Here is an 11931-nt window from a genome sequence, read left to right on the forward strand (position 1 = left end):
CCTACAGGCGTGACTGGTATCCGCCCACTAAATCGTCGGCGGCGGCTAAACGGGTGAGGAGGTGTTCGAGCGCCTCGTCGGCCTGCGCGAACTGGCCCGGCAGCCACGGATCTGCCTTGGCCTGCGCGTCGACGAGTGCGCGCCGGGCGTCGCCGAGCAGAGCCATCGCCCGCTCGGCGTGCGCCCGCCCGTCGCCGACCCCCGCTCGCGCGGCGGTGAGCAACTGGTGGATTTCGGCGAGCCCCGACATCGGCGTTAAAGCCGCGCCGAGTAGGAATCGGCCGACGAGATGCCGGCCTGGATGGTGCTCTGCATGCCGGTGATCCCTTGCAGCGCTTCGGCGAGCAGGCCGTGCGCCTGGTTCACCTCGTGCTGGCTGCTGCCCTGGGTGGCTTGGGACAGCGACAGCTGTGCTTCTTCGAGTGCCTGCGCTGCCTGCTGCAGCGCGGCGATGCTCGCGGACGCCTTCTCGTTCGCGAGCGCGATACCAGCGCGGATCTCTTCCACTCCGGCCATGGGGGCGGGCTCCTCGGTGCGTCATGGGCTGAAACGACCACATACAAACTTAGCGTGATCAGGTGTCTTCGGTAAGTAAGTGGGAACGGGAGAATCGACAAAGCCCCGGACGCGGTCGGGCATCCGGGGCCAGTCGGGCGTCGGCTTCTCGGGTTCGCACGCGGGGCCCGAAACCCGCGTTTCAGCCTTCTGACCTGCGGGTTCTCGGTGTGTGTGCGACGGCCAACGCCCAGGTCAAAACGGTATTCGTGACACCGGGAAACCTCTCCGGACGGCTGCGATGAAGTCTGCGGCGAAGCCTAGCGGGTAGGACCGTTCGGCCGATCCCAGCCCCTGTCCCGGTTGCGGACAGCGACGGCCCGCCGCCCGGTTCAGCGAGCGCCGGCCGGATTCGGGTCGTCGCCGAGGTAGGTGCCGTAACCCTCGACGACGAGATCGCCGTCGAAGACCAGGACCTCGTTGACCAGTCCGCCCTTCTGGTTGCGGTAGTTGACGACGAGCGCGCCGAGTCCGACGTAGACGCCGATGACCTCGAAGCGGAGATCGGGAATCCGGCGCAGCCCCTCGGCCCAGTACGCGCGCAGCGCCGCCTTGCCGCGGAGCACGCCGTCGCCGCCGATCACCTGGACCGCGACCGGGGATCGGAAGGTGACGTCGTCGGCGAAGTGGGCCAGCAGTGCGTCGAGATCGTGGGCGTTCCAAGCCTTGGCCCAGCGGTCGGCGAACTCTTGAGCTGCGCTGTGGTTCATGAACGAATTCTGCCAGCGGAATATCGTTGCCAGGCAAGGGATTTACGGGGAAACGACGAAGGTCCCAGCCTCTGCGAAGCTGGGACCTTCGTGGTGTTGCAGCGGAGGATACAGGATTCGAACCTGCGAGGGCGTGAACCCAACACGCTTTCCAAGCGTGCGCCTTAGGCCGCTCGGCCAATCCTCCGTGGGGAAGAATACCGGATGGCCCTTTCGCCTTCCGCAGGTGGTCCGACCTGCGCTAACCGGTTCAGGCCGGGACGACGTCGGCGACCACGATGGTGATGTTGTCCGGGCCGCCGCCCTCGTTGGCGAGGGCGATGAGGCGCGGGACGATTTCCTCCGGGGTGCCGTCGGCGAGGACGTCCTGGATGGCCGGTTCGCTGGCGCCCGCGGTGAGGCCGTCGGAGCAGAGCAGGTAGCGGTCGCCGGCCCGCGGCGTGAATTCCCAGACGTCCGGTTCGGCCGAGCCGGTGCTCAGGAGTGCTTTCATCAGCATCGAGCCGCGCGGGTGGTGGTCGGCGTCGGCGGCGCTGATGGTGCCGTCTTCGACCAGGGCCTGTGCCAGGGTGTGGTCGCGCGTGATGCGCTGCAGTTCGCCGTCGCGCAGGAGGTAGCCGCGCGAGTCGCCGACGTGGGCCGCGGCGAAGTGGGTGCCGTCGAACAGCAGGGTGGTGAGGGTGGTGCCCATGCCTTGCGTGGCGGGGGTTTCCTCGGCCACCTGGGCGAGCTGGCCGGCGATCCGGTGGACGCCGTCGGAGAGCAGGTTCGACAGGTTGTGCGCGGTGAGGTCCAGCGTGCGCAGTTCCGCGTCGAGCGAGGCCAGCACGCTGACCGCGGTCGAGCTGGCCACTTCGCCGTGCGGCTGGCCGCCGATGCCGTCGGCCACCACGAGCATCCGCCCGCTGGCGTACACGGAGTCCTCGTTGTTGGTGCGTCGTCGCCCTTGATCCGATCCCGCGGAGTAGCGCAGGGTGAACCGGGTCTGCTCGGTGGCCATGTCCCCATGAAACCATTGGTTGACTGAGTTAACAAGCAAAACGATGGAAACCGCTGTCGTCGGCTATCGTGCTCGTCATGGCAGACGACGCGGCGGTGAGTGCGGCCGACATCGCGCGCCTGGCGGGCGTGCGCCGGGCGGCGGTGAGCAACTGGCGGCGGCGCCACGACGATTTTCCCAAACCCGTAGGCGGCACGGCGTCCAGCCCGTTGTTTTCGCTGCCGGAGGTGCAGGCGTGGCTGCGCGGACGCGGTCGTCCGTTCGAACTCGCGCCGATCGACGAGGCGTGGCAACGGCTGCGTGCCCTTGGCGACGACCTCGACCTCGGCGCGCGGCTGGCGGCGGTCGGCGAGTACCTCGCGGACGATGCCGAGGGGCCTGACGATCCGGAGGTGCTGGGGCTGATCTCCCAGCTCGCCTCGAGCGAAGGCGCGGCGGAGACGTTCGAGCAGCTCTGCGACCGCTTCTTCGAAGCCCACGCCCGCCGGCTCTCCACCACGCCGACCGCGTACGCCGATCTGATGGTGCGGCTGACCGGCGCGAAGGGGGCCACGGTGCTCGACCCGGCGTGCGGGTTCGGGTCGTTGCTGCTGGCCGCCGCGGCGACCCGGGCGCGGGGGCAGGACGTCGACCCGGACACCGCGCGGATCGCTGGCATCCGGTTGCGGCTGCACGGCGCGGACACCGAGGTGCACGCCGCGGATGCGTTGCGCGCGGACGCTTTCGCCGATCGGTTGGCGGACGTCGTCCTGTGCGACCCGCCGTTCAACGAGCGCGGCTGGGGGCACGAGGAACTCGTCGGCGACGCGCGCTGGGAGTACGGCTTGCCACCGCGCGGCGAGTCGGAGCTGGCATGGGTGCAGCACTGCCTGGCGCACGTGAAGCCCGGCGGAGCAGTCGCGGTGCTGATGCCGGGGGCGGCGGCCGGGCGGCGGAGCGGGAAACGCATCCGGGCGAATCTGCTGCGCGCTGGCGCGTTGCGTGCGGTGTGCACGCTCGCGGCCGGCACCGATCTTTGGCTGCTCACGCGACCGGAGCCGGAGCAGCGCGCGCCGGCGACCGTGCTGATCGCCGACACCACCGCGGAGCACGTCGAGCAGGTGTGGCTGGACTTTCTGGCCGATCCGGATACCGGCGAACGCATCATCGACGTGCTCGACGACGACGTCGACCTCACGCCGTCGGGCCGCCCCGGCGAGAGTGACTCGGGCGAGGCTTTCCTTGCCGCGCAACGGCTTTTCGGACAGATCGGGATCGAGCTGCCGAAGCTGGAACCGGCTTCCGGCGAACCGGCGCACACGACCGTCGGCGAGCTGGTCAAGGCGGGCGCGCTGCGGATCACGCACGCGCCGCCGCGGACCGCCGACGGCGACGAACCCATGCTGACCACCGACGACGTCCTCCTCGGCGGTCCGCCGACCGGGCACGCCGCGCCCGATCCGGCGGCGGTTTTCGCCCACGAGGGCGACGTGGTCGCGTCGGTCACCGGCGCGGTGATCGTCCACAGTGGAGCGCCGGTGCGGCTCGGGCCCGCGCTTTCCCGTTATCGCGTGGATCCGGAGCTGCTCGACGCGCAGTTCCTCGCCGGCTGCCTGCGCGCCGCGGACTTCCCGGTGCACAGCGCGTCGACCCGGATCGACGCGCGCCGGTTGAAGGTGCCTCGGCATCCGCTCGAAACGCAGCGTGCGTACGGCGTCGCTTTCCGCGCGCTCGCGGACTTCGACCGGGCGCTGCGGCAAACCGCGGAAATCGGCCGCGACCTGGTGCGGCTAGGCTTTGCCGCACTCGCCGAAGGACGGCTGAAGCCCGGTGGCGGGTGAGCGCTGTGAGGGGGCCCATGCTGATCGCGGACCGCTACGAGGTCGACGATCTGCCGCTCGGACGGGGCGGCATGGGTTCGGTGCACCGCGGACTCGACCGGCGGCTGGGCCGGCACGTCGCGATCAAGCTGCTGCGGCTGCCCGGCGGCGACGAAGAGCTCGAGGAACGCTTCGCCCGCGAAGCGCGGATTCTCGCGACGCTCGACCATCCCGGCGCGCCCACCCTGTACGACTTCGGCGCGCATGACGACCGGCTGTTCCAGGTCATGCAGTTCGTCGAAGGCGTGACGCTGGACGATCTGCTCGCCGAACACGGTCCGCTGCCGGTGTCGTGGGCTGCGGCGATCGCGGCGCAAGCAGCCGCGGTGCTGTCGGCGGCGCACGCTCGCGCGGTCTGTCACCGTGACCTCAAACCAGCCAACCTGATGCTCTGCCCGGACGGCAGCGTGAAGGTGATGGACTTCGGGCTCGCTGTGTTGCGCGAAGCCGATACTGCTCGCTTCACGCGCGCGGGACAGCTGCTGGGAACGCCGTCGTACATGGCTCCGGAGCAGATCCAGCGTGGGCACGCGGAGCCGCGAAGCGACCTGTACGCGCTCGGTTGCGTACTGCACGAGATGCTGACTGGCCGTCCGGTCTTCACCGGGCCTACGGCGTACGCGGTGTTCGACAAGCAGGTTAAGGAAACCGCGCCGGTCGTTCCCGGCGTACCGCGGGAGTTGAACGCGCTTCTCGCCGCGACGCTCGCGAAGGATCCTTCGGCGCGACCGTCCGGGGCAGAAGTGCTGTACGCGCATCTCGTGCCTTTCGCGCGGGACTTGCCACCGTTGCCGGGATTCCTGCACCCGGCAACGGTGCTGAGCCCTTCGCGGATGTACGCGCGCATGGTGGGGCTTAGCGGCGAGCGTTGATGCTCGTCGGCGTCTGCTCCGACAGCGGCAGGCCGCGCTGCTGGATGCGGTAGTAAGTGAAGGCGTTCTGTACGCCGATGCTGATACCGATGGTGAGCATGATCGTCGAGGACGTCACGGTGTTGCTGACGCCGAGCGCGGCTCCGATGAAGGAGAACCCGACGCGTACGCCGATGGTGGCGAACCACAGCACCAGCGTGAGCGGAGTGCCCTTCACGAACGTCGTGCCTTCGCGGGCGCTGAGGACCGAAGTGGAGCTGCGCAGGACGCCCAGCAGGCCGAGGACTACGACGTCGCCAGCCAGCAGCGCGTATTCCGTCGCGGTCGCGCTTTGCAGTGTGGTGGCGGCGGAGAACACGCCGATCGCGGTCAGGATGAACGGCAGCGTCAGCAACCGCTTGCGGCTGAGCAGCGTGCCGCGCCACTGCCGGTAGACAACCCGGTAGAGGACGAGCGCCGCGATCGCGACGTAGAGAACGATGGTGAGCGGGCCGAGGTTCACGGTGCTCCTTCGCGGAGGTGGTCGGCTACGCCCGGCCGGCGGCGGGTGCCGGGAGGCTGCCCGGCGTGCTTCCAGCCTCGTCGGGATCGGTGCGGTTTTCGTCGGCGTACGGGCTGGCGCCGGGTGGATCCGCGGCTCAACCCGGAGGTGGAGAGGCCGGATCGTGACCATTGCCGAGCAACCACGTGGGGGTGATGGTCGTCTATTCGGGTGATACGGGTCCTACCGAATGTGACCCGACCGAACGCGGGGGTACCGGATCGTGAAAAGGGTTCTGGTGGGGATGGCGGCGCTGGCCGCGGCTTTCGGGCTCGTGGCGTGCTCCGGCGGCACGGCCGGGTCGGCTTCCGGCGGCGGGGCGGTTCCCGCGGCGGCGAGCGTGCCCACCTCGTCCAGTGCGCCGGCCAGCAGTTCCGCCCCGGTGACCAGCAGCAGCCCGGCGAGCACCAGCGCGACTCCGACGCCGAAGCCGACTCCGAAACCCGCGCCCAAGCCGCAGCCGAAGGCCGACCCGGAGCCGAGCGCCGACGTTCCGTGCGCGGCGGCCGCCGCCGCTTCCGGCACCAGCGCCTGTGTCGACATTTCCGGACACCGCGCGTGGCTGCTGCAGGACGGCAAGGTGATCTACGGCCCCGTCTCGATGCTGCCCGGGCGCAAGGGGCACGCGACCCCGACCGGCACGTTCCACGTGCTGTCCAAGGAAAAGCTGCACCTGAGCAAGCAGTTCGACAACGCGCCGATGCCGAACTCGGTCTTCTTCTACCCGGGCGACGCGTTCCACACCGGCAGCCTGAAGGTGTACTCGCACGGCTGCATCCACCTGTCGGCGGCGTCGTCGCTGCGGTTCTTCAACACCCTGCACGTCGGCGACGTGGTCCAGGTCGTGCCCTGACCCAGAGCGTCACGTTCAGATAAATATCACCCGATAGAGGCAACTTCGTCCCCCTTTTGAGCGATTACCGAACGCTCAGAAAGGGGGCCTTGGATGGCCTGGCGCAAGCTCCGTTCCCTGCTCGTGGCCGCACTCGCGGCGGTCGCGGTTCCCATCGCGGTCGCCCCGGCGGCAGCTGCCGACACTCCGGCGCTGCCGCCGGGGTTCGTCTTGCGGGACCTGCCGACCGGGCTCGGGCAGTACGAGTTCACCGACTTCGCCTGGCTGCCCGACGACAGCGTGCTTGCCCTCGGCAAGTCCGGCGTCGTCAACTGGGTCCCGGCCGCGGGCGCCGGCGCGCCGCAGCGGATCGCGACCTTCCCGGTCGAGACGCAGGGCGACATGGGCCTCACGAGCATCGCGCTCGCGCCGGACTACGCCACCTCGCACCAGATCTACCTGAACCGCTCGGTGTCGCTGGGCAATGGCCAGTACACGCTGCGCGCCGCCAAGTTCACCGTGCAGCTCGACGGCCAGGGCCATCCGTCCGGACTGACCGGCGAGCAGGTGATTTTCGACCTGCCCGGCAGCCCGTATTACATCCACGGCCTCGACACGGTTTACCCCGCGCCGGACGGCACCCTCTGGTACTCCGTCGGCGACAACGGCGACGCGGGCAAGACCAATCCGGTCGCCTTCGTCGCGCAGGACCTCGATTCGCCGTTCGGCAAGATCCTGCATATCACCGCGGATGGCAAGGGTGTGCCGAGCAACCCGTACTACACCGCTTCCGCGCCGGATTCCGCTCGCAGCAAGGTGTTCGCGAGCGGTTTCCGCAACCCGTTCCGGTTCAGTCTCGACCCGAAGAGCGGCCTTCCGGTGGTCGGCGACGTCGGCTGGTACACCTGGGAAGAGCTGGACGTCGTGCAGCCTGGCGCGAATCTCGCGTGGCCTTGTTACGAGGGGAACCATCCCACGCCGGGTTATTCGACGGACGCGCGTTGTGCTTCGGTGGTGAACACTCCGCCGTTGTGGGATTACCAGCACGGGACTGGTCCCGCGCAGGGCAACAGCGTGACCGGTGGGATTGTGTATGGGGGCACTACTTATCCGGCTGCTTACCAGGGCGCGTATTTCTTCGGCGACTACGCGGGGCAGAAGATCTGGACGTTGCGGTATGACGCGCAGGGCAAGCTCACGCAGGCACCGACGAGTCCGCCGCCGTTCCAGAATATCGGTGGGGTTACTCGGATTTCCGCCGCGCCTAACGGGGACATCGTCTTCAGCGACCTCAACTCCGGGGTGCTTCGGCGGTTGAGTTACTCGACGAACAACGCTCCGCCGGTGGCCAAGGCCACGTCTTCGACAGATCCGGATACTCGCACCGTTTCCTTTGACGCCAGTGGTTCTACTGATGCTGACGGGGACCCGCTCACATACGCCTGGGACTTCGGCGATGGCAGTACCGGTACCGGGATTCAGGCCAGCCATCAGTACGGGGACGGTGCTTCGTTCACCGCGACTTTGACGGTGACGGATCCGCTTGGCGGGGTTGGGACGGCGAAGATCGCTGTCGCGCCGGGTAACCACTCGCCGGTGTTGACTTTGACCGCGCCGGACAAGAATTTCGCGGTGGGTGAGCCGGTTTCGTTGTCCGCCACGGCCACGGACGTTGAGGATGGAGCGCTTCCCGTTACGTGGACGTCGTTGATTCGGCATTGTCCGGATCTTGGGGCTTGTCATGTGCATCCTGGGGACGGGGCTACTGGGCCTACCTTGACGGTTCCGTTTACTGATCACACTGACTCGCGGATGGAGTTCACCGCGACTGTCACCGATAGTGCGGGAGTGCAGGCCAGTAAGACCTATGTTGCTTACCCGCGCCAGCATCGGTTGACGTTGGTGGGGACGCAGCCCGCCGCGTTGAGCATCCCGAGCGAGGGTGGCGTCAGCAGTGCGATGGTCACGGAGGGTGCGACGTTTGACGTGACCGCGGCGTTGGTTGGCACCGACGGGGTCTCCAAGTTCACCGGTTGGCAGGACGGTCCGGCTACCTCTTCGTGGTCGATCACCGTGGGGGCTGGTGATATGACGCTCACTGCCAACTACGTGACGGCGATTGACCAGCGGTATGCGGCTGAGCCGGGATTGCGGAGTTTGCTTGGTGCGCCAACGGGTCCTGAGGTGGTGGACGGCCCGGTGCGGTACCGCGTTTACGCGAACGGCCGGTTGTACTGGTCGGCGGCTACCGGGGTGCGGGAGATCGGCGGGCAGATCCTGGCCCGCTATCTCGCGATCGGCGGGCATCAGATTTATGGGCCGCCGGTGACCGACGAGACTCGGACTCCGGACGGAGTGGGCCGGTATAACCATTTGCTGGGTACGCCCGGCAGCCAGGCTGCTTCTATTTACTGGACCGCGTCCACGGGGGCGCATTCGGTGCAGGGGCAGATCCGGGCCAAGTGGGCTGCTCTCGGCTGGGAACGCGGGGTGGGGTATCCGACCACTGACGAGTCCGGTACTCCCGACGGGGTCGGGCGGTATAACCATTTCACTGGTGGATCGGTTTATTGGACGCCTGCCGGTGGGGCGCATCAGATCGGCGGGGCTATTCGGGACAAGTGGGCTTCGCTGGGCTGGGAGCGGGGTCTTGGCTACCCGGCTACAGACGAGTCCGGGACGCCGGACGGAGTGGGGCGGTACAACCACTTCACGGTCGGCGGCTCGATCTATTGGACCCCTTCTACTGGGGCGCACCAGATTGGCGGGGCGATCCGGGACAAGTGGGCCTCGCTGGGTTGGGAGCGCGGGATGGGGTATCCGACCACCGACGAAACCGGGACTCCTAACGGGACCGCGCGGTACAACCACTTCACCGGCGGTGGCTCGATTTACTGGAGTGCGGGCACCGGGGCGCACATGGTGCAAGGGGAGATTCGCAAGCGGTGGGCCGCGCTCGGTTGGGAGAACGGGTATTTGAGGTTGCCGACCTCGGATGAGTACCCGATCAGCGGGGGCGCTCGCAGCGATTTCCAGGGTGGCTACATTATTTACCGGAATGGGGCCGCGACGGATTATCGTTGGTGAGTTCCAGCTGCTTTCTCACTGCGGAGTCCGTGGGGCTCCGTTGAGAAAATCCGTTGCCGTGAGGGGAACCCTGAGGGAATCAGATTCCCTCAGGGTTCCCCTCACAGACCGTTCTTCCGGGACTGTGCACCCGCCACCGGCAAAAACTCAGGCCAGATCAGCGGGCCGGGTGCCGGTGGAGGCGAGCGGCAGACCCAGCGCGACCCGTTCAGTCAGCCACCCGCTGGGACGGTAACGAGGATCCCCGGTGGCTCGCAGCAGGCCATTCAGAATCCGCAGGACCTTCTCCGGACCGACCAGATCGCCCCATTCCAGCGGACCTCGGGGATAGCCAAGGCCCAGCCGTACGGCGGTGTCGATATCCGCGGGAGCTGCCAGACCCTGGTCGGCGATGTAGCAGGCCGTGTTGATGATCGAAGCCAGAAGGCGTTGTGCGATGGGCGCGGCACCGTCGCGGACGACCGTTACGGGAGTCCCGGTGGCGGCCAGGGCGCCCCAGGCGGCGCGGCCGTACTGCGGGTCCAGTCCAGGGTGGACAGACAGCGTGAATCGCGATTCGTAGCCCAGGGCGTCGATTCCGCAGACCCGTGAGGCGGGCAGCTCCAACTGCCGGGCAGCCTCCACAGTGGACTCTCCGCGCAGGGTCACCAGGAGAACCGTGTCGGGGTAGGCGTCGGGGACGACGTCGACGCCTGCTGCGGACAGGAGGCGGCCAAGGCGTTCGTCGGCGGCGTAGACCGGCATCGAGGGAGCGGGCGGGGCCGGAACCTCGGCGGGGAGTTCTTGTTTTCCGTCGGTGTAGCGGTAGAAGCCTTCGCCGGTTTTGCGGCCGAAGAGTCCGGCGGCGACGCGCGGGCGGGTGAGCCACGACGGGCGCAGGCGTGGTTCGGCGTGGAAGCCGCTCCAGATGCTTTCCAGCACCGCGTGCGAGACGTCCAGCCCGGTGAGGTCCAGCAGCTCGAACGGGCCCAGCTTGAGACCGAGGACGTCGCGCGCGATGCGGTCGATTTCGGCGGGAGAAGCGAGAGACTCCGAAAGAATCTGCAGGGCTTCGGTGTTCAGGCCGCGGCCTGCGTGGTTGACGAGGAAGCCGGGGGCGTCCTTCGCCAGCACGGGTTCGTGGCCCCAGCTGCGGACCAGTTCGAGCGCTTCGCCCGGCAGCCAGTCGGCGGTGCGAGCGCCGGGGATGACCTCGACCAGGCGCATCAGCGGGACCGGGTTGAAGAAGTGCAGGCCGATCATGCGTGCGGGGTCAGTGATCCCGGCGGCGATTTCGGTGACGGACAGCGAGCTGGTGTTGGTCGCGAAGATGGTGTCTGGGCCACAGACCTTCTCCAGGCCGGCGAAGAGGGTTTGCTTCGTTTCCAGGTCTTCGCGGACGGCTTCGATCACCAGATCCACGCCCTCGGCGGGCGCGAGCGGGCCGTCGACCGGGACCAGTCGCTCCTTCGCCGCGCGGCCGGCGTCTTCGGCCAGTTTGCCCTTGGCGACCAGCCGGTCGACCATCGCGCCGACGTGCTCGATCGCCGCGTTGACCGCGTCCGGTGCTGCGTCCGCGAGTTCCACGGTGGCTCCGCCGGTCGCGGCGAGCTGGACGATGCCTCGTCCCATCACGCCGGTGCCGATCACCCGGATCCTGCCGACCCGTCCGGCCCATCCCGTCACGTCGAACCCACCTTTCGCTTTGGCGCCACGGCGAACTTACCCCGGACTACAGGCCGACGAAGTCCGCCATCTGCCCGATGAGGTGCTCGAAGTACGCGTCGGTGGGGTCGACACTGCCGACGTACTGGCCGAACAGCTCGAAGTTGAGCGCGCCGAACAGCTGCGTCCAGGCCCCGATGGCACGCATGACGACCTCGGCGGGCGCGTCGATCTCCAGGATCCGGGTGAGCTGATCGGCCTGCGCGCGCAGCTCCTCCGACATCGGCGCGGTGACCGCTGGCTCGTGCGGATGGGCGTCGCGCAGCACCGCGACCAGCGCGAACGCCACTCGCCCGGCGGGCCCGACGGTGTCCTGCGGAGCCTGGTAACCGGGGATCGGCGAGCCGTAGATGAGCGCGTACTCGTGCGGGTTCGCGCGCGCCCACTCGCGGGTCGCGCGCCAGATGGCTCGCCAGCGCGTCCGCGGGTCGCCGGTGCGCGGATCGGCCTGCTCGGCGGCCTCTCCGACGGCGTTGTACGCGTCGACGATCAGTGCGGTGAGCAGGTGATCTCGGCTCGGGAAGTACCGGTACAGCGCCGACGAGACCATCCCGAGTTCACGGGCGACCGCGCGCAGGGAAAGTCCGAGCGCGCCGACCTCGGCCAGCTGGCGGCGGGCCTCGTCCTTGATCTCGCGGGTCAGCTCGGCGCGGACGCGTTCGCGGGCGGTCCGGGGTGCGGCAGTCATGCGATCAGTGTGCCTCGATCGAGAGCGCTGTGCAAAACCGAGAGCACTGCTCTTGACAGACTACAACCCGCCGGTGTTCACTG

12 protein-coding genes and 1 tRNA gene are annotated in these 11931 nt (G+C 68.3%); 4 read left to right on the forward strand and 9 right to left on the reverse strand.

The window, feature by feature from the left end; all coding sequences use genetic code 11:
- Nucleotide 1 precedes the first annotated feature (1 nt).
- From AB5I40_RS28970 to AB5I40_RS28990, 5 genes are all read right to left on the reverse strand, one after another.
- Complete coding sequence (locus tag AB5I40_RS28970; RefSeq protein ID WP_370933357.1) at nt 2-250, reverse strand: hypothetical protein; 249 nt, start codon at nt 248-250, stop codon at nt 2-4.
- A gap of 5 nt (nt 251-255) precedes the next feature.
- Nucleotides 256-516, reverse strand: a complete 261-nt coding sequence (locus AB5I40_RS28975) for a hypothetical protein (RefSeq protein ID WP_009084635.1) — start codon at nt 514-516, stop codon at nt 256-258.
- A gap of 371 nt (nt 517-887) precedes the next feature.
- Nucleotides 888-1265 carry a nuclear transport factor 2 family protein gene (locus AB5I40_RS28980; RefSeq protein WP_370933359.1) on the reverse strand — a complete coding sequence of 126 codons (378 nt, stop codon included), beginning with the start codon at nt 1263-1265 and terminating at the stop codon, nt 888-890.
- A gap of 102 nt (nt 1266-1367) precedes the next feature.
- Nucleotides 1368-1452 (reverse strand) — tRNA-Ser (locus AB5I40_RS28985).
- Between the two features lie 63 nt (nt 1453-1515).
- Entirely contained in the window at nt 1516-2265 is a 750-nt protein-coding gene (locus AB5I40_RS28990; RefSeq protein ID WP_370933360.1) for a PP2C family serine/threonine-protein phosphatase, read from the reverse strand.
- 77 nt (nt 2266-2342) lie between these two features.
- On the opposite strand from AB5I40_RS28990, the gene AB5I40_RS28995 reads away from it, so the two are divergent.
- Complete coding sequence (locus AB5I40_RS28995; RefSeq protein ID WP_370933362.1) at nt 2343-4085, forward strand: class I SAM-dependent DNA methyltransferase; 1743 nt, start codon at nt 2343-2345, stop codon at nt 4083-4085.
- 17 nt (nt 4086-4102) lie between these two features.
- Complete coding sequence (locus AB5I40_RS29000; protein WP_370933364.1) at nt 4103-4996, forward strand: serine/threonine-protein kinase; 894 nt, start codon at nt 4103-4105, stop codon at nt 4994-4996.
- Here AB5I40_RS29000 and AB5I40_RS29005 read toward each other — a convergent pair.
- Nucleotides 4980-5498 carry a hypothetical protein gene (locus AB5I40_RS29005; RefSeq protein WP_370933366.1) on the reverse strand — a complete coding sequence of 173 codons (519 nt, stop codon included), beginning with the start codon at nt 5496-5498 and terminating at the stop codon, nt 4980-4982. The two genes, AB5I40_RS29000 and AB5I40_RS29005, sit on opposite strands and share 17 nt — an antisense overlap.
- A gap of 222 nt (nt 5499-5720) precedes the next feature.
- Entirely contained in the window at nt 5721-6080 is a 360-nt protein-coding gene (locus AB5I40_RS29010; RefSeq protein ID WP_370933367.1) for a hypothetical protein, read from the reverse strand.
- A 37-nt stretch (nt 6081-6117) separates the two neighbouring features.
- Between AB5I40_RS29010 and AB5I40_RS29015 the strand changes: the two genes are divergently transcribed.
- Nucleotides 6118-6390 (forward strand): L,D-transpeptidase family protein, encoded by a 273-nt coding sequence (locus tag AB5I40_RS29015; protein WP_370933368.1) that lies wholly within the window; start codon nt 6118-6120, stop codon nt 6388-6390.
- A 93-nt stretch (nt 6391-6483) separates the two neighbouring features.
- Nucleotides 6484-9456, forward strand: coding sequence for a PQQ-dependent sugar dehydrogenase (locus AB5I40_RS29020; protein WP_370933370.1), 2973 nt, complete (start codon nt 6484-6486; stop codon nt 9454-9456).
- Nucleotides 9457-9603: 147 nt separating this feature from the next.
- Here AB5I40_RS29020 and AB5I40_RS29025 read toward each other — a convergent pair whose 3' ends face one another.
- Both AB5I40_RS29025 and AB5I40_RS29030 read right to left on the reverse strand, forming a co-directional pair.
- Entirely contained in the window at nt 9604-11121 is a 1518-nt protein-coding gene (locus AB5I40_RS29025; RefSeq protein WP_370933372.1) for a 3-hydroxyacyl-CoA dehydrogenase, read from the reverse strand.
- Nucleotides 11122-11167: 46 nt separating this feature from the next.
- Nucleotides 11168-11848, reverse strand: coding sequence for a TetR/AcrR family transcriptional regulator (locus AB5I40_RS29030; RefSeq protein ID WP_370933374.1), 681 nt, complete (start codon nt 11846-11848; stop codon nt 11168-11170).
- Between the last annotated feature and the right edge of the window lie 83 nt (nt 11849-11931).

Origin of the sequence: Amycolatopsis sp. cg13 (assembly GCF_041346965.1) — a bacterium.
In the GTDB taxonomy this organism is placed as follows: Bacteria; Actinomycetota; Actinomycetes; order Mycobacteriales; family Pseudonocardiaceae; genus Amycolatopsis.

What these genes read in the sequence shown, in the direction of transcription:
- AB5I40_RS28980 (WP_370933359.1), bottom strand. Translation starts at nt 1,265, where the DNA reads ATGAACCACAGCGCAGCTCAAGAGTTCGCCGACCGCTGGGCCAAGGCT.
- AB5I40_RS29000 (WP_370933364.1), top strand. Translation starts at nt 4,103, where the DNA reads ATGCTGATCGCGGACCGCTACGAGGTCGACGATCTGCCGCTCGGACGG.
- AB5I40_RS28990 (WP_370933360.1), bottom strand. Translation starts at nt 2,265, where the DNA reads ATGGCCACCGAGCAGACCCGGTTCACCCTGCGCTACTCCGCGGGATCG.
- AB5I40_RS29020 (WP_370933370.1), top strand. Translation starts at nt 6,484, where the DNA reads ATGGCCTGGCGCAAGCTCCGTTCCCTGCTCGTGGCCGCACTCGCGGCG.
- AB5I40_RS29010 (WP_370933367.1), bottom strand. Translation starts at nt 6,080, where the DNA reads ATGTCGACACAGGCGCTGGTGCCGGAAGCGGCGGCGGCCGCCGCGCAC.
- AB5I40_RS28975 (WP_009084635.1), bottom strand. Translation starts at nt 516, where the DNA reads ATGGCCGGAGTGGAAGAGATCCGCGCTGGTATCGCGCTCGCGAACGAG.
- AB5I40_RS28995 (WP_370933362.1), top strand. Translation starts at nt 2,343, where the DNA reads ATGGCAGACGACGCGGCGGTGAGTGCGGCCGACATCGCGCGCCTGGCG.
- AB5I40_RS28970 (WP_370933357.1), bottom strand. Translation starts at nt 250, where the DNA reads ATGTCGGGGCTCGCCGAAATCCACCAGTTGCTCACCGCCGCGCGAGCG.
- AB5I40_RS29030 (WP_370933374.1), bottom strand. Translation starts at nt 11,848, where the DNA reads ATGACTGCCGCACCCCGGACCGCCCGCGAACGCGTCCGCGCCGAGCTG.